A 22,788-nucleotide genomic window follows, 5' to 3' on the forward strand; every position below is an offset into this window, starting at 1 on the left:
GCCGAAGCGGGATCAACCGCGTGCGGCTACCGCATGGGTCAGGATCGCGCCGCTCTCGTAATAGGCCTCGCGCAGGGTCGTCAGGCGTTCGTCATGCGCATCGACCGGCATCACTGGCAGAACCGTATCGTCATTTTCCAGCAAGGCCACTGCTGCCAGCGTGCCAAAGGTCGTGCCCGGCCCGATCCCGCGCCCGGAATATCCGAACGCGGCCAATGCATCGGGTCCGAACCGCACAAGTTTGGGGATGTGGTCGCTGGTCATCGCGATCCGCCCACGCCAGTCGTATTCAAAGGGCAGGTCGGCCAGTTCGGGAAAGGTCTGTTTCAGCTTTCTGCGCGCCCAGCCCAAATGGATGTCGCGCCCCGGACCTTCCAGATTACCGATGCCGCCGATGATGAAACGGCCCGCAGCATCGGTGCGAAAGGACGACATGACGGTATGGGTGTCCCAGCACCCCTCGCCTCTGCGCAGGATACGGTCGCGCATGGCCTGCGGCATCGGCGCGGTGGCGATCTGGAAGTAGCTGACGGCGACGATCCGGGGCTGAAAGCCCATCTCGATCCCGTCGAAATAGGCGTTGGTCGCCAGCAGCAGATTTGCCGCGCGAACGTGATGACCGTTTACGGTCAGATGCCACGTGCCCTGATGACGGCGGATATGGCTGACACGACTGCCTTCGTGCAGATGTGCCCCGGCAGCGGTCGCGGCCCGCGCAATGCCCATGACATAGGACAGCGGCTGGATGGTTCCGGCACGCGGATCGAACAGCGCACCGTGAAACGCGGTGCTGCCCGTGCGACGCGCCGTTTCGGAGGCGTCCAGCAACGCGACCGGCCAACCCATGGCGCGGCCCTGCCGGTGACGCCGGGCCAGATCGCGCTGACCGGCTGGGGAATGGGCAAGGTGCAGCGTCCCGTTACGCTTGGCTTCACAATCTATGCCGTGGTTTTGGATCAGCGCCCAGACACGCGCGGGCGCATCCGCCAGAAACCCCATCAGGCGCTGACCGGCCTTGGCGCCCATCTGCTCGATCACCTGTTCGGGGGGCAGCCACAAGCCCGCATTGACCAGACCCACATTCCGACCCGACCCGCCATGGCCTATGGTTTTCGCTTCGAACATGGCGACCGTTGCGCCGCGTCTGGCCGCCTCAAGCGCCGCGGCATTGCCGGTGAACCCGCCGCCGACGATCGCCAGATCGACCGTCAGGTCGCTGTCCAGCATCGGCGTTTCCGTCGAATTACAGGCAGTAGCCCGCCACAGGTTTCCTTTGCCGATCATCCGGCCCGCCATTCATTATGTTTGATCTGGTTCCAGATTACCTGGCCGGTCCTTGGGAAATAGCGTAGATTTTTGACGGATAATAAAGAAAAACTCACATGATCGCACCGCGACGATTCCTGCCTTCGGTCAATTCCCTGCTTGCGCTTGAGGCGGTAGATCGGCTTGGCTCGGTCACCGCTGCGGCGGATGATCTGGCGCTGACGCATTCTGCGGTCAGCCGCCAGCTGAAGGTGCTTGAGGAACAGTTGGGGGTCGAGCTGGTGCGTCGTGACGGGCGCGGCGTGGCACTGACCGCAAGCGGACGCGCCTATGCGCAGTCGGCGCGCGGCTATCTGCAGGATCTGGCACATGCCAGTCTGAAGATCCGGGCGGCGGGCGAGCGCGCCAGTCTGAACCTTGCGATCCGACCCGCTTTCGGGATGCACTGGCTGGCACCAAGGCTGCACCGCTTTGCGGCAGAACATCCGCAAATCTCGATCAACCTCAGCACGCGGCTTGCGCCTTTCGATTTCGCGCAGACCGGCTTTGATGCGGCGGTGCATTTCGGCTTGCAGGATTGGCCGGGCGTGAACTGGCTTCCGCTTTCCGGCGAGCGGGTGATCCCCTGTTGCAGGCCCGATCTGCGGCCCAAGCGGCATGGCGACGCCGCCGCGCTTCTGGACATGCCACTGCTGCATCTGGAAGGCCGCCCCGGCGCGTGGGAGGAGTGGTTTACCGCCCAAGGCGTTGAGGCCGCAAGGCTGCGCGGCATGTTGTTCGACCAGTATCTTACTTTGACCGAAGGTGCCGTATTGGGTTTCGGCCTTGCCCTGCTGCCGGATTATCTGGCCGAAGCGGAGTTTCTGCGTGGTCGCCTGTCACCGGCATTCCCGCACTATCTGACTGTCGAGGGGCGCTATTATCTGGTCTGGCCCGCAAGCGCGGAGCGATCAAGGCCGCTGACAGAGCTGGTGGCGATGCTGGCGCAGGAAACATGACCTTCGCGTTGACCACGAAATGGTCGCATCGGGCGATAGGGTTGCCTTGACGGCCCGCACCATGCCCGGCGCCAAAGCGAGCCGCGATCAGGCCAACTGGCCCAATTCCTTTGCGGTATCGGGCATTTTCGACAGGCTGGACGCGATCCGTTCACGCCATCGCGGGCCACGCGACAGGGCGTCCTGATAGGCGGCCAGCAGATCGTCGGGTCGGTCCTGGGCCAGCACCGAAATCAGAAATGCGGCCTGACCAAGATCCTTGCGCGCCTTCAGCTGCGCGGGGCCGCCGCGTCGGCGGTCCGCAACGATCAGTTTATGGATCGCGAAACGCTCGGGGCGTGGAATTTGCACAAGCACGCCCGAGCGGTAAAGCGCAACGGCATGGATCGGCTCGGCCAGCAGATAGTTCAGATAATTCAATCCCTGTGCGCTGACGCCCAGGGCTGGCAGAGGTTTGACCCGTTCATCGCCAAATGCGGGCGTCAGGAATTCGACCATGGCATCCCCGTGGTTCTGACGCCATTTCCAGACCTGTCGGTCGCCGATACCGGGCACGGGATCGAATTTCAGCGATTGAAGGATCTGACCCGGCTCTTGTTCGACCCTATCGCCCAAGGCCACCGACAGCTTTTCGAAACTGGCGAAATCTATGTCTCCGGTCTGTGCCAGTTCGTCTGTATCGAACCGGACGCCCAGTTCGCCCTGGTACAGCGCATATGCGGCGGTGCCGACAATCGTGCCGCCCAACCGGAACACTCCGGCACGCGCGAACGCCATAAGCAGCGATCCGGTGTCGCGGTCTGTCGGGATGAAACCTTCGGCGCGCAGCACGCGGGCCAGACGCGACATCTTGTCCTTGCGTGCCGTTGCCTGATCCTTTAGCGCCGCCGCCTTTGCAAGCCTTTCGCGCAGGGCCGGGGTGTCCTCGCCCAGATAGCAGCTTTTCATTTCGGTCCCGATGCGGAAACGGTCGTAAAGATAGGTGCGACCGTTGCGATGCCGTTCCTCGATGCTGCCGATCAGGTCGGCGGCATGTTCATCCAGATGCAGGCGCAACAGGTCAAGATAGGCGACCTGCGCCGTTCTGGAGTGGGACAATGCTGGCACGCTGTTTCCTTGGCTGTATGCGCATCAAACATATCTTTGCTACACACAGACCTTGTGTGGAGCAAGTTTTTTAATGCTGCACACACCCGGACAGTTGGTATGCCGCCCGGACAGGGCCCGGACGGCGGTCGCGATTCAGCTGGCTGCAAGCCAGGAATTGAAGCGTTCGGACAGTTCGGCCTGATGATCGACCCAGAATTCCGGGTCATCCATCACGGCGGTCGTCATATGTTCGGGGTTGGTGGGCATATGTGGACCCATTTCGGTCTTGCCGTCCTGATACATCCCCACCAGTGCAGCCGAGCTTTTGCGCGACGGGCCATAGGCGATCCATTTCGCCTGATCGGCCAGCCGCTGCGTGTCGGTGGCGAATTTCAGGTATTCCAGCGCGGCCTCGGGATTGGGCGAATCCTTGGGAATGGCGAACATATCCATGTCCATATACTGCCCGTCCCAGATGATCTCGAAGGGTTTACCCTCGGCGACCATGGCATCGAAAAAGCGACCGTTATAGCCGGTGGCCATCACGACCTCGCCATCGGCCAGCAATTGCACGGGCTGCGCGCCTGCCTCCCACCAAACCGTGTCGGCCTTGATCGTTTCCAGCTTGGCGAACGCGCGGTCAACACCTTCGGGCGTGGACAGCACGTCATAGACATCTGCCGCCGGAACGCCATCGGCGATCAGCGCCAGATACAGCGTCCGCTTGGGGTTCTTGGGCAGGCCGCGTTTGCCGGGAAACTTGGCCGTGTCAAAGAAATCCGCCGCCTTCGCAGGCTTCTCGCCCGAGAATTTGGTCGTATCGAAGGCGATGACCGTGCCCCAGAAGATATTGGCGACCGCGCAATCCTGCAGCGCGCCGGGGATGAAATCGTCGGATGCCGCCGTGCCGTCTGGTGCGGCGGGCAGGCTGGCGGGATCGATTTCGACCAGCGCACCTTCGTCGCAAAGCCGGATCGCGTCCGAGGTCTCGATGTCGAAGACGTCGCCCGTGATGTTCTTCGCCTCGACCTGCGCCTTGAGCGGGGTCGCGGGGTTGTCGGCGGCGGTCATATTGACCTTGATGCCAGTCTTTTCGGTAAAGGGCTTGTTATAAGCCTCGACCTGCGATTTCTCATAGGATCCGCCCCATGAGACGACGTTGACCTCTTGCGCTTGGGCGGCGACCGCCAGCCCGCATATTGCCGAGGTCAGGAACAGTATCTTTTTCATGTCTTGTTGAACTCCCGTTGGTGATTTCGGCGCGTTGGCCGTGTTCTTGGCGTCCTTTGGACACTCGCTTTGGGCTGCGGCAGGCAGGCCACCGCAGAGGTCTTCAGTTTATAACGGGGCAGGCAGAAAGCATCCAATTAACGGGCCGTGGCGGGCTGCATGACCTAAACGACAGGCCGCGCGGCATTATCGTCCGCAATCAAGCGGATGACTGCCGGTTTCAGAGCATTTTCCACAGGCGGCAAAGCCTTTCGCCTTCGGTGCAGGCGCGTCACTTTCGGGCAAAGTAATCGGCCAGCGCGTCGATTTCGGCATCGGTCAGGTCTTGCGCGGCGGCAGACATCAGCGGATGCCGCGCTGCGCCGCCCCGATGCCCGTCGCGCCACAGAAACAGTTGCGCGCGCAGATATTCCGCGCCCTGCCCATCCAGTCGGGGGATGCGCGGATTTTCATTCGACACACCGTGGCAGGCCAGACAGGCGGGCACACCCTTGCGGCCCGCCCCAGCCAGCGTTTCCCCGATACCCGGCGCCTTGGGCTGCGGGTCTGCGGGTCCGGGTAATGCGGCCAGCGCGCGGGCAAGTTCACTGTCGCGCTGCGGCGGGATTTGCGCCACGGCATGGGCCATGATCCCGCTGGGCCGCGCGCCGGAACGATATGCCGCCAGCGCATCGGCGATGTATTCCGGCGTCAGGATGTCCAGCCGCGGGGCGCGGGTGGTTCCCTGTGCGCCGTGACAACTGGCGCAATATCCTTGGGGCGCGGGGGCGGTCAGGGCGGCGTATCCGGCGGCATCCATGCCGCGCTGTATGGCCGCCAGAAAGGCCACGACTGCCCAGACCTCATCCTTGCGCCCAGCAGTGGGCCATGCGGGCATTCCGGTCATCTTCACGCCCTGATCGACGATCCAATGCATTTCCTGCGGGGTCCACGGCTGCACGGCGCGCGTGATCGGCGGAGGAGGGGGGACCATCGCTGCGATGGTGGCGCTGGCCTGTTCGCCCGGCACGGCGTGGCACATCTTGCAGGCGCTGTCATAATGCCGCGCGCCCAGTTCGATCAGCGCGGGATCGTCCAGATCGGGCGGCGGGTCCGCATCTGCGCGCCATGCCACCGCATTTTCAAAAGTTGTGTGCATGGCCCAGTCGGTGATCTTCCAATGGCCTTTCCGGGCCGAGGTGTCGAACAGGCCCAGAAAGACCACCGCCGCCCCGACAATTCCGGCCAGTGCGGCTACAGCGGCAAGTGTGGCAAGGACAAGCCTCATATCGCAGCCTCGCGATCAGACAAGGCGCGGGCGGCCAAAGCCACACCAGCCAGCAGATAGATGGGCGTGCCGATGGCCAGCATCAGCATACCGCCCACGGCCTGTCCCTCCGGGTCGGGGGGCGTCCCGCAAAACTGCGCGTAAAGATCGCGCGGGGCCAGCGTCAGCAGCGCGCCGAGCAAGGTCATATGCATCGAGGTCAGCAGCAATCCACCGGCCCCCACCAGCCTTGGCCCGTGCAGACAGCCCGCCCAGACGAACAGCCCCACGAGCAGGAATGTCGCCTGCTCAAGCACAAAGGCCGTGGGCATCCGGTAAGCGGCGCCATGTGCGGCGGGCAGATGCCAGCCCCAGACCAGCAGCAATTCCAGCCCGGTCGCCAGCAATGCGGGCATCGCCATCAAGCGACCCAATCTTGGAAATCCCAGCACCAGCAGCGGCGCGGCCAGCGCCACCAGCACCATATGTCGCAGCATATGCAGCGGAAAGCGTGGGGCCGCGCTGTCGGGCAACAGCCAGATCAGGGCCAGCAGCGCCAGCCCGACAACGGCATATGCGGGGCGCGCGCTCATCGGCAGCTTGTGATGAACAGGGCGGGCAGGGCGACGTAGATCACCCCCACGCCCGAGATGATCGACAACAGAAATGCCGCATGGCCCAGAAAGCGGTGGCGGCTTTCGGGGCGGTGCAGGTCGGTGGCGCTGGCGTCATGCGGTTCCCATTGGCGCGCGGATCGCCAGCCCTGCCAGACGATCAGCGCCAATGCCAGAACCGTCAGCCCAAGAACCGAGATGCGCAGAAACCCGACGCCCTGCGCTGCACCGAACTTGGCGCACCAGACCGCGCCGCCCGCATAGCAAAGCAGGAAATGGAACGCCCAGACCGTGGGTGCAAACGCGATGCGCCACAGGCTGACGCTTTCGTCGCGAAACTCGTCTTGGTCCTGATGGCTCATCCCGTCCCCTTCATAGCAATCGCGGCGCAAGGCCGATGATGGCAGCGGTGACCAGCACCGTCAGGACGTGGAAATGCCAATACAGCGTGACGTTCCACAGATCGGCGTCATGGTCGGGGTCGATCTTGCCAAAAGCGCTGCCCGCAAGGCAGTAAAGCTGCATCACTACACCGACCGCTACATGTGCGACGGTCCAGATGACCAGAGCACAGACCACGGCAGGATAGACGTGACTGCTGGGCGCAAGCTGCATCACTGAAAGCACCATTACCCCACCACCCGCGACTGCCAGCAACGGCGCGGCAATCAGCGCGGCGCGGCAGGCGGCGATGCGTCCCGCGCGGTTCAGGTGACGCGCGGCGTAAGTCAGCGCCCAGGCTAGCGCCAACGCCATGACCGACAGTGCCAACAGCGCTGCATCGGCATGAGCCGCGCCTTCGGGCAGGAAATCTGCGCGGCTGGTCCAATAGAAGAAGAAGCCGAAGACGATGGATGCGAATGCCGTCGAATCCCCCAGCATAGTGATCCACATGGCCCACCAGCCGACCGACTCGGGCCCCGCGGAATAGGTAGGCAAGCTTAACCCCAGCCCCGCATCCTTCATCGGCTTTTCCGGTTTTCGCGCGGTCGAGGTCCATAGCCAATATAGGATGCAGACGACCGCAAACGCGCCAGAAATCACCGCAGGCACATACAGATGGAACGTCGGCAGGATGAAACAGCCCCCCGTGAACCCGGCTGCCCAAAGCGTGATCCATGCGTCCCCGGTGACGCGCTGGACCTGCACCGGCTTTGCGTCGATCACGGATGTCACCATGGTTTCGCGCAGCCCCTCGGGAGCGTCGGGCAGGTAGTAGCGGCCGGCATCCATCCGCTCGACCAGCTTCGGCTGATCCCAAAGCGGATAGCGCGAGGTGATATATGGGATCGAGCGCACGCCCCAATCCTCGCCGGTTTTGGTGTCGGACCATTCCAGCGTGCCCGCGCGCCACGGATTGCGGCTGGAAAGGCGCGGTTTGCCGGGACGTAGCAGGTCGTAGGTAAAGATCAGAAAGCCCATCGCAATGATGAACGCGCCCACGGTAGAAATCAGGTTCAGCGTGTTCCAGCCCAGATCGCCGGGATAGGTGAAAACCCGGCGTGGCATCCCCAGCAGCCCGGTCAGATGCATCGGCAGGAATGTCAGGTTGAAGCCGCCAAAGATCAGCCAGAAAGCCCATTTGCCCAGACGCTTGGACAGCATCCGCTTGGTGAAGAACGGAAAGAAGTAATAGACCCCCGCCATGACGGGCAAAATCATGCCGCCGAACAGCGTGTAATGCAGATGCGCCACGACGAAATAGGTGTCATGCACCTGCCAGTCGAACGGCGCGATGGCCAGCATCACCCCTGTCAGTCCACCTGCGGTAAAGATGGCCAGCCCGCCCGCGATCCATAGCAGCGGCAGGCTGATCGTCACGCGCCCCACCATCAACGTGGCAAGGAACGCAAAAATCTGGATGCCGGTCGGGATCACCACCGCCTCGGACGCGGCCGAGAAGAACCCAAGCGAGATCAGCGGCAGCCCCGTGGTGAACATGTGATGCACCCACAGGCCAAAGGACAGAAAACCCGTGCCCACCGCCGACAGCACGATCCACGAATAGCCGACGATGGGCCGCTGTGCGACAGTCGGCACCACCATGGCCGCGATGGCGATGGATGGCAGAAAGACGATATAGACCTCGGGGTGGCCAAAGATCCAGAACAGGTGCTGCCAGAAGATCGGATCGCCGCCGCGCGTGTGGTCGAAGAACGGCCAGTCCAGCGCGCGCTCCAACTCGAACAGCAGATCGCCCGCAATCAGGGGTGGGAATGCAAACAGGATCATGCCGCCCACGACCAGAACATACCATGCGTAAAGCGGCATCATGTTAACGCGCATCCCCGGCGGGCGGCATTTCAGCACCCCGACGATCAGTTCGACCGCAGCGGCGATCGAGGCGATCTCGATAAATGACAGCCCCAGCAGCCAGATATCGGATCCGACGCCCTCATCCTCGGTCGCCAATGGCGGATACATGAACCAGCCCGATTTCGGTGCGGCATCGAAAAAGACCGAGCCAAGGACGAAGATGCCGCCGATCAGGAACGACCAGTAACCAAAGGCCGACAGGCGGGGAAACGGCATGTCGCGCGCCCCAAGGAAAGCGGGCAGGATCAGGATCGCCATTGCCTCGAACAGGGGCACGGCGAACAGGAACATCATCGCCGAACCGTGCATGGTGAAGAACTGGTTGAAGCGGTCGGCATCCAGAAACTGCATCTGCGGATAGGCCAGTTGCACCCGCATCAGCAGCGCCAGCACCCCCGCAACCAGCATGAAGGCCAGGCAGGTCAGCGAATACCACTTGCCGACCTCGGAATTGTTCACGGACATCAGATAGCGGATGCCGGTCTTGGTTTGCCACACCTTGCGCAGCCGTTCGGACTGCGCCCGCTGGATCTCCTCGGGGACGGGCTCGGCCAGCATCTCCTCGGTCGGGGGATAGGGGCCGCGCGGGGTGCGGTCAGTCATCTCAGCCCCTCCAGATAGGTCGCAAGATGGTCCAGATCAGCATCGGACAGCCAGTCATAGGCTGGCATCGCCACCTCGGGCTTGATGTCTCCGGTATGCGCGATCCAACGTTTCAGGTCGTCGCGGCTGACCTGCATGATCCCCGCCCCAAGCGAGACGCGGGACGCCAGATGCGTCAGGTCCGGGCCGACGGTCCCCGCGAAATCGGTGCCGCGAATGGTGTGACATGCACCGCAGCCTTCGTCGCGAAACAGCGCCGCGCCCGCACCGCCGGGTGCGGCGGCAGGCGCCGCCTCGGCCCGCAGCCATTCGGCAAATGCGTCAGGTTCCATCACCACGGTTTCAAACGCCATCAGCGCATGCGATGCGCCGCAGAACTCGGCGCATTGGCCGCGATAGGTTCCGGCAGCTTGGGGATGCAGCGTCAGCACGGTTTCCCGCCCCGGTATCATGTCCATCTTGCCGCCAAGCGCCGGAATCCACAGCGAATGGATGTACAAGTTCGCAGTCAGCCGCAGCTCGGTCCGGCTGCCGGTCGGCAGGCGGATTTCATTGGCCGAAGTGATGGGGGCATCCGACCCCTGCGGCCAGTATTCGACGCGCCACCACCATTCCTCGGCCTTGACGCGTATGACCAGCCCGTCGCCGGGCGCGCGCTGACCCGGCATGATCGACAGGCCCCAAGCCAACAGCGCCCCGATCAGCACGGTCGGAAAGATGACCCCTGCGCCGATAATCAGCCGGTTGGCGTGGCGGATATGAAACGCGCCGGGACGGATGCGGGTGACGTAATAGAACAGCCCGTTCAGCGCCAGCCACAGTACGACCGCGCCCGCCAACATGACCAGAAGCAGCAGCTTAAGCTGTGCGGCATCTTCGCCCGCCGGGGCCAGCGCAGATTGCCGGCCCGTGCATCCTGCGATCAGCACCAGCGGCAAAAGGCACACGGCGCGCCGTGGCAATATGGCTTTGTCGCTTCGCGGCCCCTGCACACCTTCCCCCGCCATTCGTTCACACAAACGCCGACAGGGCAGGATGTTCCCGCAAAATACCTGCGGATGTATATTTTGATCCGCAATCGCATCCGCTTTTCGGTATCGGAACAGAGCCCGCTTTGGCTATCGCGGCTGTGCCAAAGCCGGCTCTTGCCAAGGTGCGGTCGGCTTGTGGCAAGCATTTTCACCCTGATCGCGATTATCGAACTTACGCATCAGATGCATCGCGTGCCACCAGATCAAGTCTCAGTGGAAATCAAATGCTCCGCCGGATTCGCACGTTCGATGAGCAAAAAGGGGCGACTCTGCCGGATCACCTGCGGTCCGCCCCGTGATAAATAGCCTATCGGCAGACGACTAAGCTGGCTGCAGGCCATAATCTACAGGTCAATGGTCACGTTGCCGATCGGACGCGAACAGCAGGCAAGAATATAGCCCGCTTCGATGTCGTCATCAGTGATGCCGCCGTTATGGACCATGTGGACTTGCCCATCCAGCTTTTGCACGATGCAGGTGCCGCAGATGCCCATGGCGCAGCCCGAGGGGATCGGGATGCCCGCCGCGCGGGCGGTGGCCAGAATCGTATCGGTCTGGGCGCATTTCGCGGTCTTGCCCGACGCGGAAAACGTCACCTCGGCCGCTGCGTCATCCTGCGGCACGATGTCATCGGGAACCGCTTCGGCCTGCTGCGGCGGGCCGCCGAAGCTTTCCTGATGATAGCGGTCCATGTCGTAGCCCAGGCCCGCCAGTGCATCGCGGACAGCCTGCATGAACGGCTCGGGGCCGCAGCAAAACACCTCACGCTCCAGATAATCCGGGGCCATAAGCCCAAGCATCAGCTGGTTGAAGAACCCGCGATAGCCGGTCCATGGCCGATAGGGGTCGGGTTCCTCGACGATCCATTTCAGGTCGATGCCCTGCATCCGCGAGGCCATGTGCTCCAGCCTCTCGCGAAAGATGATCTCGGACGGGCGGCGGGCGCAGTTGACAAAAACGATGTCGGGCTGGCGACCGGAATCATACATGAACGTCGTCATCGACATCATCGGCGTGATGCCCGACCCCGCCGAGATGAACAGGTATTTATCCGCCGGGTTCTGCATCATCGAGAACCGGCCCGCAGGCCCGATCGCCTTGATGCGGACGCCGGGCCGCAGATTGTCGAACATCCAGCGCGTGCCGATGGAATCCGGCTGCGCCTTGACCGTCATGGTCAGCGATGTGGGCCGCGAGGGCGAGGATGAGATGGTATAGGTCCGATGCACCGTCCCGCCCGGCACGGGCAGTTCCAATGTCAGGAACTGGCCGGGTTCAAAGCTGAACAGCGCCCCGGATGGCGACTGGAACGTGAAGGTCATTACATTGGGCACCTCGTTCAGAAACGAGGCGCATTCCAGTTCTTCGGCATCCGTCCAGAAGGCAAGCCGGGGTTTGGTCGGTGCGTTCATTCAGCCGCCATGCGGGTCGGCGGCATCAGCGAGCGTTCCATCGTATCGGCATACCAGTCCACGAACTGGATCACGCCGCTTTCCCAATATTCCGAGTAAGGTCCGGGCACGAAAGCCGGGCTGTTGATGCCCTTCTGGTTCGCCTCGACCACTTCGCGGTCTTCGTCATTGGTGGCGATCCAGACCTCGGTCAGACGCTGAAGGTCGTAATCCACGCCTTCGACAGCATCCTTGTGGACCAGCCAGAAGGTCGTCACCTCGGTTTCGGTCGGGCTGATCGGCATGACGCGAAAGGCCATCGACTGATCGGGCAGGAAATGGTTCCAGGTCGTGGGATAGTTGAAGACCAGCAGCGTGCCCGCATCCGGCACGGTCACCCGGCCCAGCGGTTTGGTCACGCCGGGTTTGCCGTCCATGGTATAGCTGACGGCAGCGCCTTCCAGCGGGACGCGGCTTAGCCGGAACTGGCCGGTTTCATTGATGACGAATTGCGCCGGCGCGCCGGCAGCGGCACAGCGGTCGTAATGCGCTTGCAGCTTGGCCGAGATGCTGCCGTCCGACATGATCCCCGACATTTCGGGGTCCAGCGGGAAGGACCGGCACAGCGACGGGTGGTTGGCGCTGCAGTGATAGCATTCGCGGTTGTTTTCCCAGACCAGCTTCCAGTTGCCGTTTTCAATGATCGAGGAACTGTAGGCGACCTTGGCATCGTTCAGGTCATGCACGTCCAGATAGGGCGCGGCGGTCCTGGCGAATTCTTCGAAATCCGGGGGATTGTCCGACAGGCAGATATAGACCAACCCGCTGACATTGCGCAGCGCAACTTCGCGCAGGCCGTGTTTCGAGGGATCGAAATCGGCGTTCATCTTGTCGGCCCAGACCAGCTTGCCGTCCAGATCATAGGTCCAGGAGTGATAGGGGCAGACCAGCTTGGCCACTTTGCCTTCGCGGGTCTTGCAAATCTGTGACCCCCGATGACGGCACGAGTTATGGAATGCACGGATTTCACCGTCGCGGCCCCTTATGATGATGACCTCATAGGTGCCGATCTTCATCGTGTTGAAGTTGCCCGCTTTTTGCAGCTGCGCCGCCGGAAGCGCGAACAGCCATTCCTTGTACCAGATGTTTTCCAGATCAAGCTGGTAGATCTCGGGCGAGGTGTAAAAGGGCTGCTCAAGCGCATATCCGGGGACGCGGCGCGCAAGTAGCTCCTGAATGCTGGATTGGGTTGCTGACATGACTGGCTTCCAGATGACGGTTATCTGACAGCGAACATCCGCCTGACGGTCAAACTTGACAACGGCAGAAAAATTCATCCTGACTTAGCTGAGATAAGCCAAAGATCCGATATGCCCAGACCCTATGACACATCATCCATGACTGCGCTGATCTGCTTTGAAGCGGCGGCTCGCAATCTGGGGTTCAAGGCGGCGGCGCGTGAACTGAACGTTACCCCCGCGGCAATCAGCCATCAGATCAAGGCCCTGGAACAGGATCTGGGATGCAGTCTGTTTCGCAGGCTGCATCGCGGCGTTGAGTTGACCGAAAAAGGCGCCTTCCTGCTGTTGGGACTGCAGCGCGGCCTCGAAAGCATCTCGGATGCGGTGATCGAACTGAAGCGGCGGCCCGAACATGTCGATGTCACGATCCGGGCGACGACGGCTGTCAGCGCCTTGTGGCTGACGCCTCAGATCACGCGATTCTGGCGCAAGCATCCGACCATCACCGTGTCGCAAATTGTCAGCGACGTGCTGGGTGCCAACACGCGCTGCGACATCGCGGTAGGATACGGATCGGCGGATGAAGCGATAGGTCAGGTGCATAAGATTTATCGTGACAAGATCATCGCGCTCGGCACCCGAGAATTTGCCCGCACCGAAGGTATCACTTGCGTCGCGGACCTGCTGCGCGCGCCGCTGATACATATGAGCTATGATCAGATAAAGTGGACCGGCTGGGCCGAATGGTTTCAGGAACTGGGGCTGCCTGCCAATTCTGGGCGCAATTTCTATGTCAACAACCACATGATCGCCTTACAGGCCGCTGAAGATCACATGGGCGCGGTGCTGGGTTGGGAAGGTCTGGTCCGACGGCACCTGAAGGGCGGGCGGCTGGTCCAGCTGGTCGCGGATCACATCCAGTCACCGCAATCCTTTCAGCTGCAGGTCAACCCCAAGGCAAGCGCCAAAGCGCGGCTGTTCGCAGATTGGTTGTTGGCAAATTACGACGATAACTGATCCGGGCCGGGCGTCGTTCATTCGTTTCATGCAGCCGAATGCGAAACCCCGCCCGTCAGCGGAAATCAGCCCCGCATGCGCATTCTTACAGCCTCTGAGTTGCAGCTTAGGCCCGCTAAACCGAATGACACCCGCCTGCCGAATTCAGGCCTTATGCGAACCACGTATCGGGCAGGCGGTAGCGTTCGGGGAACGGATCTTCTGGATCGACGCCGTAATATGAGATGCCGGTCAGCCACGCCCAGCCTGACACTTCCAGCATGATGGCGGGCGTGCCGCCTGCCTCGGCGGTTTCGACCACGCGCAGCGACACTGTTGCGTTTATCCAGAATCGCGCGTGTCCCGATTTTGTCTCGGGCGTGGGGACACAAAAGTCTGCCGTTCTGCGGCTGCATGCGCGCCGCCCCATCGCGGCGGTAGCTCGGGCTTTCATGATCCTCGATCCGGGCTTGGATCGCCTGATCTTGTCGCGCCTCCGAGACGGGTAGACCATTAGCTGACGAGCGAAGATCTGCGTTTCGTCAGATGTAGGGCGAGCCGTTGTCAGCGGGCCGCGCTTCGTCAAGGTTCTGTTTCAGGCCACGCGCGATCAGATTGTTCAATGTTGGGTGCGATATTCGCCCCAGAACGCGCGCTTCGCGACTTTGCCCAGCGATCCTGCGTCGCCTTGGCGAATGTTGCGCGGCGTCCTGCTGGGCCGCGCATCAGGCGTTAGATCCGATGCCGGCAGAACCAGCATCGGAACAATCAGTTGCATCTTACACTTTACGCGTCCTCTTTCCTTCGCACGAAGACTTTTACCGTCCGCAGGACGACGACATAGAAGACGGCCACCATGAATATCCCGATCACCGCCGAGGCGGCGATCCCGCCCAATACGCCGATCCCGATCGAATGCTGGGCCGCAGCGCCTGCTCCGCTGGCAAGGGCCAGCGGCAGCACTCCCAGCATGAAAGCCAGCGTGGTCATCAGAATCGGACGCAGCCGCATCCGCGATGCCTCGATCGCGGCGTCCAGCAGGGGCTTGCCCTGTTTTCGCAGCATCTCGGCGAATTCGACGATCAGGATAGCGTTCCGCGCCGCAAGGCCGATCGTCGTCAGCAGACCCACCTTGAAATAGACATCGTTCGACTGATCGAAGATCAGGGCTGCGGCCATTGCGCCGACAATGCCGATTGGCACGGTCATCATGACCGACAAGGGCACGGACCAGCTTTCGTAAAGCGCGGCCAGCGCAAGGAACACGACCAGCGCCGACAGCGCAAACAGCATCGGGGCCTGATTGCCAGACAGCCGTTCCTGATAGGACAGGCCCGTCCATGCGGTGCCGTAACCGCCCGGCATGTCGGCCACCAGTTCCTGCATCACGTCCATCGCGGTCCCGGATGAGACGCCCTGCGCCGCAGCGCCCGAGATTTCCAGCGACCGCGTGCCGCCATATCGCGCAAGGCTTTGCGCCTGTTGGCCCCATCCCTGCGATGTAAATGCGGTGAACGGCACCATGTCGCCATCGGTGTTTCTGACATACCATTTCTCGATGTCGTCGGGCTGCATTCGTGCATCTGCCGCGCCCTGCACGATCACCGGTCGCAATTCGTTCCCCAACGAGAAGTCGTTGACGTTGGAGCTGGCAAAGATCACCGACAGCGTGGTGTTCAGATCGGCAATCGCCAGCCCATAGGCCGCGGCTTTCTGCTGGTCGATCTGGATCTTGCGCGAGGTCTGGAAGGGCGCATCATTGCCTTGCAGGTTAATGACGCGGCCATCGGCAGTCGCCTTGGCGACCAGTTCATCGGCTGCCGCTGCCAGCGCCTGTTGTCCGTTGCCCGACTGGTCGATCAGATGCATCGTGAAGCCTGACGAATTGCCAAGCCCCTGGATCGCGGGCGGTTGCAGGAAAAACACTCGCCCGTTCTTGTTGGTCATAAAGCGCATGTTGCCGCGTGTCGCCAGCGATGCGGCATCCAGCCCTTTGCGGTCGGCAAAGTCCTTCAGGCTGATAAAGATCATCGCATTGCGCTGACCCGAGCCGCCAAAGCCGAAACCCAGCGCCGCGAACACGCTTTGGGCGGTGTCGGTTTCCTCGGTCAGGATGAACTGCTCGACCTCCTCGACCAACGCCTTGGTGCGTTCGGCGGTCGAACCTTCGGGCGTTTCGACCATGACCATCAGCACGCCCTGATCTTCCTGCGGCAGGAACGACCCCGGCAGCTTTTGGTAAAGCATGTAAGCGCCCGCGCCAAAGGCCAGCAACACGATCAGAAAGCGGAACGGGCGCTTGACGAACCGCCCCACCGTGCTGGCATAGCCGTTGGTCGCGCGGTCCAGATTGCGGTTGAACCAGCGCGCCGGCGCGATGCCGTCGCCATGCCCGCGCGGGCGCAGCAAGGTCGCACACATCGCAGGCGTCAGGATCAGCGCGACGGCCAGCGACAGCACCATGGCGCTGATGATCGTGACCGAGAATTGGCGATAGATCACCCCGGTCGATCCCGACATGAAGGCCATGGGCAAAAACACCGCCGACAGGACCAGCACGATGCCGACCAGTGCCGAGGAGATTTCGTCCATCGACTTCTCGGTCGCCTCGACGGGGCCAAGTCCTTCCTCCTCCATCACGCGCTCGACGTTTTCGACGACGACGATCGCGTCATCGACCAACAGACCGATGGCCAGCACCATCGCGAACATGGTCAGCGTGTTGATGGACATGCCAAAGGCGGACAGCACGCCGAATGTCCCCAGCAGAACGACCGGAATGGCCAGCGTCGGGATCAGCGTTGCGCGCCAGCTTTGCAGAAAGATCAGGATGACGACAAAGACCAGCACCACCGCCTCAATCAGCGTGTGATAGACTTGGCTGATGGATTCCTGAACAAAGGGCGATGTGTCATAGGGATAGACGATCTGCACACCGCTGGGCAGCGACGTTTGCAGCCCGTCCAGCACGCTGCGCACGGCTTTGGCGGTATCGACCGCATTGGCCCCGGTCGCAAGGTTCACACCGAAGCCCGCAGCGGGTTGGCCGTTGAACCGCGACGAGCTGCCGTAATCTTCCTGCCCGATCTCGATATGGGCCACGTCGCCAAGAAAGACGGTGGCGCCGTCGGTATCGGTGCGCAACAGGATACGTTCGAATTCCCGCACCGAGGTCAGCTGCGACTGCGCTGACAGCTGAACGTTCAGTTGCTGGCCTTTGATCGTGGGTTGCGATCCAAGGCTGCCCACCGTGACGTTGGTGTTCTGGTCACTGACGGCGGACACCACGTCCGAAGGGGTGACCTGATATTGCAGCATCCGCACCGGGTCCAGCCAGATGCGCATGGCGTAGCCCGAGCCGAAGCTTTGCACCGATCCGACGCCGGTGGTGCGCTTGACCGGATCCTCGATTACCTGCGCGACCAGATCGCCCAGCTCCAACGAGGTATAGCGCCCATCGGGCGAGGTCAGCGCGCCCACCAACAAGATAGATGAAGTCGAGCGGCTGACCGAGACGCCTTGTTGCTGCACCGCATCGGGCAGCTGCGAATTGACCAGTTGCAGCTTGTTCTGAACCTGCACCTGCGCAATGTCGGCGTCCACGCTGCCGTCGAAGGTCAACTGGATCGACGCCGACCCCTCGCTGGAGGTCGAGGTCATATAGGTCAGGCCATCAAGGCCGGTCATGCCGTCCTCGATGATTGTCGTGACCGAGTTCTCCACAATGTCGGGCGATGCGCCGGTATAGGTGGCGCTGATCCGCACGGTGGTCGGCGCGATGTCGGGATATTGTGCGATGGGCAGGCTGGACAGGCCAAAGACGCCTGCCAGCATGGCGATGATCGCCAGCACCCACGCAAAGACGGGGCGGTGTATGAAAAAGCGGGCCATGTATTACTCCGTCGCCTTGGGGGCTGCGGTGTCGCGGACCACGCCGTTTTCGTCGATCTGAACGGGGACGGGTGCGATTTCGGCTCCGTCCGCCAGTCCGGTCGTGCCGTTGACGATCAGTTGTTCGCCATTCTCGATTCCGCCGGTGATGATCCAGTTGCTGGTGTGGATGCCATCCTCGGTCAGTTTGCGGCTTTCGGCCTTGCCGTCCTTGGCAATCCATGCGGACAACGTGCCGTCACGCCCGCGCGTAGCTGCCATCTGTGGCACAAGGATCGCCTGAATGCTGCCGATCTCGATCTCGCCGCGTACGAACATGCCGGGCAGGATGCGCCGTTCGGGGTTCTCAAAGCGGAACCGAAAGTCGATGGCCCCGGTCGATGTCGAAACGGTATAGCCCGGCGCGACCAGTTGCCCCGTCGCAGCATAGCTGACGCCGTTTTCCAGGGTCAGTCGCGCGGCGAGCTTGTCAGTCATCTTCAATTGACCGGACTCGATCCGGTCACGGATACGCTGCAACCGGGCCGAGGGTTCATACATATCGACGTCTATCGGATCGAGCTGCGTCACAGTCGCCAGCGCATCGCTTTGCCCAGCCGTCACCAGATCGCCGACCGACACTTCGGCGACCGAAGGCAGGCCGTCCAGCGGGCTGGTGATCGTCGTCCATGCAAGCTGCGTTTCGGCTGTCTTCAAGGCAGCCTCGGCGGCTTTTTCGGCGGCGCGGGCCTGTTCCATCGTGGCCTGCGCCTCTTCAAGCGTGGCTTGGGTCGAACCCGTGCCCAGCAAGCGGCGGCTGCGTTCATAGGCACCCTCGGCCTGCGGCACGGCGGCCTTTGCCGAGGCGAGATTGGCCCGCGCCTCATCCACCGCGGCTTCATAGGTGGTGGCGTCGATGCGAAACATCTGCGTGCCGGTCGTGATCGGGCGGCCCGGTTCATACAGGACCTCGGCCACAAAGCCGTCCACGCGGGGGCGGATCGACACCTCATCACGCGCCACGGCGCGTCCGGGCAGCGTCACCACCTGCGGCACGGCCTGCATGTTCAGCGTCACCACGCCCACCTGTTTTGGTCCCTGTGCAGGCTGTTGCTGGGCCTGCGCCCCACCAAGCGACAGACAGGCAATCATCGCGGCAGCGCAGGCGCCAAGGGCAATGTCACGCATCATGGGAATTCCTTTGAATATGGCACGGCTTAGCGGACATTCTGGGCTAGCGGGCGCAGAAGCCAAGCCAAGATTATACCTTGCAGCAACAACCCGGCCCATGCGCCGCGTTCCGTCTGGCCGATGATCCAGCCAAGCGCCGCGCCGATCTCGGCACCAAGGGCCAGCCACATGGCAACCCAGATTGCCGTGCCAAGCCAGCAGACCGCACTGTGGAAATCGCGCCCCGTGGTCATGCCTTTCGCCCCCGTTTGTCGGGACAAGGTGTGCGGTAGGTTCTGCCCATGTCCTGGCCTTTGGCAAGTTGCTGTTCTTGGTCGGTTGCCTATGGATTGCCATGACCTGCGCGGGCGGTACGAACTGTTTTGTAAGGAAGTGTTGCAGCCCCCATCCCAGCAACATTGAGTTACAAATCGGCTTTTCTGGAAACGCTTGGTCACGCAAGGGACCAATGCGCGAAACAGCCACGCCCTATCTGGCGGTCATGCAAGCGGGATTTCGCCGCGATTCGCTGACCGAAAGCCAAGGAATGACCATTAGAAAGCCCATGATGCTGGCTCTGTCTGGTGTGGCCCTGATCGCCGCCATCGCAGCGCTGCAATTTGCGCCCATCGCGGTGAATGCGTCAGCGCCTGCCTATATGACCGCAGCCATCACGCGCGGGAATGTCGAGGTGACTGTGATGGCCGAAGGCACGCTGAAGCCCCAGAATCTTGTCGCCGTGGGGGCGCAGGTATCAGGGCGGATCACGCGGCTGGCCGTCAAGCTGGGCGACCGGGTGCAGCAGGGCGACCTGATCGCGGAAATCGACTCGGTCACGCAGCAAAACGATCTGCGCACGGCACAGGCCGCGCTGGCCAATATCACTGCGCAGCGGGCCGAAAAGCAGGCGGTGTTGGCGCTGGCCGAAAAGAATCTGACCCGGCAAAAGGCGTTAGTGCGCACCAACGTCTCGACCCGCAGCGATTTCGACACCGCCGAACAAGAGGTCGCGGTGGCCGAGGCCCAGATCGCCGCGCTTGTGGCACAACTGGCTCAGGCGCAGGTGGCAATCGAAACCGCGCAGGCAAACCTTGCCTATACCCGTATCACGGCCCCCAGTGCGGGCACGGTCCTGGCCGTGGTTAATCAGGCCGGCCAGACGGTGAATGCGGTCCAGTCGTCGCCCACAATCGTCGTTCTGGGCCAGCTTGACCGCATGGCGGTCCACGCCAAGATCTCCGAGGCGGATATCGGCAAAGTCGGCGTGGGCCAGAAAGTGCGTTTTCATCTGCTGGGTGACGCCGCGCGCAGCTATGAAGCCGAATTGCAGGCCATTGCGCCCGCGCCGCAGAGCATCGTCAACGACAGCGCCATTGATCCCGACAGCGCATCGGACAGCGACACTGCTGCGGTATACTACACCGGCATTATTCCGGTGGATAACGCCGATGGGCATCTGCGCACCTATATGACGGCGCAGGTCAGCATCGTGCAGGGCGAGGCGCGCAATGTGCTGACTATCCCCGCGGTGGCGCTTGGCACGCGTGCGTCCGATGGCAGCTATCCGGTCCGCGTGCTCTTGGGCGGCGGTGTCCGGCAGCGCGACGTGCAGATCGGGCTGAACGACAAGGTCGTGGCCGAGGTTGTCTCGGGCCTGAACGAAGGCGATCAGGTCGTGACAGGCGAAGCCACAGTCACCACACCCCAGCAAAGCGGCTGCAGGCCGGGCGGCATGATGGGCCCGCCGCCGATGGGGGGCTAAGACGATGGAGCCTATCATCCGACTGTCCGGCATCACCCGCGATTACCCCTCGGGCGATGGCGTGCTTCATGTGCTGCGCGGTGTGGACCTGACCATCGCGCAGGGCGAATTCGTGGCGATTATCGGCGCATCTGGGTCCGGGAAATCCACGCTGATGAATATCCTCGGCTGTCTGGATACGCCCTCGGGCGGCAGCTACCGCCTTGACGGGAAAGAAGTGGCAAAGATGGAAGCCGCCAGTCGTGCGGCGCTGCGGCGCGAATTTCTGGGCTTCATCTTTCAGCATTACCATCTGCTGCCGGAGATGACGGCGCTTGGCAATGTCGAGGTTCCGGCGATCTATCGCGGCATGTCGCCACATGCGCGGCACGAAAAAGCAGCGGCGCTGCTGGGTCGGTTGGGCATGGGAGATCGGCTGAACCATCGCCCCGGACAGTTGTCAGGCGGCCAGCAGCAGCGTGTGTCGATCGCGCGGGCGCTGGTCAACGACGCCCGCATCATTCTGGCCGACGAACCCACCGGTGCCTTGGACAGCCGTAGCGGCGACGAAGTGCTGGCCATTCTTGAGGAGTTGCACCGCCGCGACGGACGCACGGTCATCATCGTGACCCATGATGCCAAGGTCGCCGCCCGCGCGAACCGGATCATCGAAATCGCGGAGGGTCAGGTCATCGCGGATAGCGGCTTGGTCCAAGGCCGCGCCGCGCTGGTGGCGCAGCCACCTGCCGCCAGCCCCGGCATTGGACAGCTGGCCGAAGCGGCGCGAATGGCCGTGCTGGCCATGTGCGCGCATAAGCTGCGCAGTTTTCTGACCATGCTGGGCATCATCATCGGCATCGCCTCGGTCGTGTCGGTGGTGGCGCTTGGCGAAGGGTCGCGCCAGCAGGTGTTGCAAAACATCTCGGGGCTGGGGACCAATACCTTGCAGATATTCCCCGGCGAAAACTTTGGCGACATGCGTTCGGGGCGGGTGACAACGCTGGTCAGCGAGGATGGCGTGCAGCTTGCCCGCCAGCCCTTTGTTGCATCGGTGAGCCCCACGGTCAGCACCAGCCCCACGCTGCGCTATGGCGCGACCGAGGCAAGCGCACAGATCAGCGGCGTCAGCGAGCAATATTTCGACGTGGCGGGTATCACTCTGACCGCAGGCCGCGCCTTTGACGCCAACGCCGTGCAACAGATGAGCCAGGACGTCGTGATCGACGAAAACACCCGCGCCGCGCTGTTTGCCGACGAAGACCCGCTGGGCAAGACGTTCATGGCAGGGCAGGTTCCGCTGCGCGTCATCGGCATCGCGAAAGCGCGCCAGAACGGACCGGGCGGCAGCACCAGCCTGACGATATATGCGCCATATACCACGGTGCAGGCGCGTTATCTGGGCACCACCATCGTCAGCGGTCTGACGTTGCGGGTCAGTGACGATACCGACATGGCGCTGGCGCAGCAATCCGTCACCAGCTTTCTGACCCAGCGCCACGGCGGCAAGGATTTCTTCATCGTCAACAATGACGAAATCCGCCAGACAATCACCAGCACCACGCAAACCATGACGCTGCTGATCGCGGCGATTGCTGTGATTTCATTGCTGGTGGGCGGGATCGGGGTGATGAACATCATGCTGGTTTCCGTCACCGAACGCATTACAGAAATCGGCGTGCGGATGGCGGTGGGTGCGCGGCGTTCCGATATCCGCGCGCAATTCCTGATCGAGGCGGTGCTGGTCTGCATCATCGGCGGTATCGCGGGCGTGCTGTTCGCGCTGGGGTCCGGGCAGGTCTTTGAACGCTTTGGCGGAGATTTCACGCTGGTCTATTCGCCGCTGTCCATCGTGGCGGCCATGGCCAGTTCCTGCGGCATCGGACTCGCCTTTGGCTATCTGCCTGCGGCCAGCGCTTCGCGGCTTGATCCGGTAGCAGCCCTGGCACGGGGCTGATCGCCCCATCTGACATATCCATGAAAGGAATA

General features: G+C 62.4%; 18 protein-coding genes. 4 read left to right on the top strand and 14 right to left on the bottom strand.

Translation table 11 applies throughout. The features are described from left to right. Positions 1 to 12: 12 nt before the first annotated feature. Positions 13 to 1,284: an NAD(P)/FAD-dependent oxidoreductase gene (locus tag FN835_RS16615; RefSeq protein WP_142664355.1), complete on the bottom strand. Its 1,272-nt coding sequence runs from the start codon at positions 1,282 to 1,284 to the stop codon at positions 13 to 15. A 98-nt stretch (positions 1,285 to 1,382) separates the two neighbouring features. Between FN835_RS16615 and FN835_RS16620 the strand changes: the two genes are divergently transcribed. Next, positions 1,383 to 2,264, top strand: coding sequence for a LysR family transcriptional regulator (locus FN835_RS16620; RefSeq protein ID WP_142664356.1), 882 nt, complete (start codon positions 1,383 to 1,385; stop codon positions 2,262 to 2,264). Between the two features lie 87 nt (positions 2,265 to 2,351). Here FN835_RS16620 and FN835_RS16625 read toward each other — a convergent pair whose 3' ends face one another. The 9 genes from FN835_RS16625 to FN835_RS16665 form a co-directional block, all read right to left on the bottom strand. Beyond that, positions 2,352 to 3,371: a nucleotidyltransferase family protein gene (locus tag FN835_RS16625; RefSeq protein WP_142664357.1), complete on the bottom strand. Its 1,020-nt coding sequence runs from the start codon at positions 3,369 to 3,371 to the stop codon at positions 2,352 to 2,354. Between the two features lie 135 nt (positions 3,372 to 3,506). After that, positions 3,507 to 4,583 (bottom strand): ABC transporter substrate-binding protein, encoded by a 1,077-nt coding sequence (locus FN835_RS16630; protein ID WP_142664358.1) that lies wholly within the window; start codon positions 4,581 to 4,583, stop codon positions 3,507 to 3,509. Between the two features lie 271 nt (positions 4,584 to 4,854). After that, positions 4,855 to 5,850, bottom strand: coding sequence for a c-type cytochrome (locus tag FN835_RS16635; protein ID WP_142664359.1), 996 nt, complete (start codon positions 5,848 to 5,850; stop codon positions 4,855 to 4,857). Beyond that, the gene (locus tag FN835_RS16640; RefSeq protein ID WP_142664360.1) at positions 5,847 to 6,422 is read right to left on the bottom strand and encodes a cytochrome c oxidase assembly protein; all 576 of its coding nucleotides are present in this window, start codon (positions 6,420 to 6,422) and stop codon (positions 5,847 to 5,849) included. Before FN835_RS16640 ends, FN835_RS16635 begins: the two co-directional genes overlap by 4 nt. After that, positions 6,419 to 6,805, bottom strand: coding sequence for a hypothetical protein (locus FN835_RS16645; RefSeq protein WP_142664361.1), 387 nt, complete (start codon positions 6,803 to 6,805; stop codon positions 6,419 to 6,421). Before FN835_RS16645 ends, FN835_RS16640 begins: the two co-directional genes overlap by 4 nt. 10 nt (positions 6,806 to 6,815) lie before the next feature. Further along, a complete protein-coding gene (gene ctaD, locus FN835_RS16650) occupies positions 6,816 to 9,362 on the bottom strand; it encodes a cytochrome c oxidase subunit I (RefSeq protein WP_142664362.1) in 2,547 nt (848 codons plus the stop codon). After that, positions 9,359 to 10,369, bottom strand: a complete 1,011-nt coding sequence (locus FN835_RS16655; RefSeq protein ID WP_142664363.1) for a cytochrome c oxidase subunit II — start codon at positions 10,367 to 10,369, stop codon at positions 9,359 to 9,361. Before FN835_RS16655 ends, ctaD begins: the two co-directional genes overlap by 4 nt. A gap of 368 nt (positions 10,370 to 10,737) precedes the next feature. Then, complete coding sequence (locus tag FN835_RS16660; protein WP_142664364.1) at positions 10,738 to 11,805, bottom strand: FAD-binding oxidoreductase; 1,068 nt, start codon at positions 11,803 to 11,805, stop codon at positions 10,738 to 10,740. After that, positions 11,802 to 13,043, bottom strand: a complete 1,242-nt coding sequence (locus tag FN835_RS16665) for an aromatic ring-hydroxylating oxygenase subunit alpha (protein ID WP_142664365.1) — start codon at positions 13,041 to 13,043, stop codon at positions 11,802 to 11,804. Before FN835_RS16665 ends, FN835_RS16660 begins: the two co-directional genes overlap by 4 nt. A gap of 111 nt (positions 13,044 to 13,154) precedes the next feature. Here FN835_RS16665 and FN835_RS16670 point away from each other — a divergent pair, with 111 nt between their 5' ends. Continuing rightward, complete coding sequence (locus FN835_RS16670) at positions 13,155 to 14,042, top strand: LysR substrate-binding domain-containing protein (RefSeq protein WP_142664366.1); 888 nt, start codon at positions 13,155 to 13,157, stop codon at positions 14,040 to 14,042. A gap of 151 nt (positions 14,043 to 14,193) precedes the next feature. On the opposite strand, the gene FN835_RS21480 is transcribed toward FN835_RS16670, so the two are convergent. The 4 genes from FN835_RS21480 to FN835_RS16690 all read right to left on the bottom strand — a co-directional run bounded on the left by FN835_RS21480 (position 14,194) and on the right by FN835_RS16690 (position 19,315). After that, positions 14,194 to 14,355 carry a proline racemase family protein gene (locus FN835_RS21480; protein WP_221930455.1) on the bottom strand — a complete coding sequence of 54 codons (162 nt, stop codon included), beginning with the start codon at positions 14,353 to 14,355 and terminating at the stop codon, positions 14,194 to 14,196. Positions 14,356 to 14,807: 452 nt separating this feature from the next. Continuing rightward, positions 14,808 to 17,912, bottom strand: coding sequence for an efflux RND transporter permease subunit (locus FN835_RS16680; protein WP_142664367.1), 3,105 nt, complete (start codon positions 17,910 to 17,912; stop codon positions 14,808 to 14,810). Positions 17,913 to 17,915: 3 nt separating this feature from the next. After that, a complete protein-coding gene (locus tag FN835_RS16685; RefSeq protein WP_246098778.1) occupies positions 17,916 to 19,079 on the bottom strand; it encodes an efflux RND transporter periplasmic adaptor subunit in 1,164 nt (387 codons plus the stop codon). Between the two features lie 29 nt (positions 19,080 to 19,108). Beyond that, on the bottom strand, positions 19,109 to 19,315 hold the full coding sequence (locus FN835_RS16690) for a hypothetical protein (protein ID WP_142664369.1): 207 nt from the start codon (positions 19,313 to 19,315) through the stop codon (positions 19,109 to 19,111). Positions 19,316 to 19,530: 215 nt separating this feature from the next. Here FN835_RS16690 and FN835_RS16695 point away from each other — a divergent pair, with 215 nt between their 5' ends. Then, positions 19,531 to 20,823, top strand: a complete 1,293-nt coding sequence (locus tag FN835_RS16695; RefSeq protein WP_246098779.1) for an efflux RND transporter periplasmic adaptor subunit — start codon at positions 19,531 to 19,533, stop codon at positions 20,821 to 20,823. A gap of 4 nt (positions 20,824 to 20,827) precedes the next feature. Next, positions 20,828 to 22,756 carry a MacB family efflux pump subunit gene (locus FN835_RS16700; RefSeq protein ID WP_142664370.1) on the top strand — a complete coding sequence of 643 codons (1,929 nt, stop codon included), beginning with the start codon at positions 20,828 to 20,830 and terminating at the stop codon, positions 22,754 to 22,756. The last annotated feature ends 32 nt before the right edge of the window (positions 22,757 to 22,788 follow it).

It is taken from the genome of Paracoccus laeviglucosivorans, assembly GCF_900182695.1.
GTDB lineage: Bacteria > Pseudomonadota > Alphaproteobacteria > Rhodobacterales > Rhodobacteraceae > Paracoccus > Paracoccus laeviglucosivorans.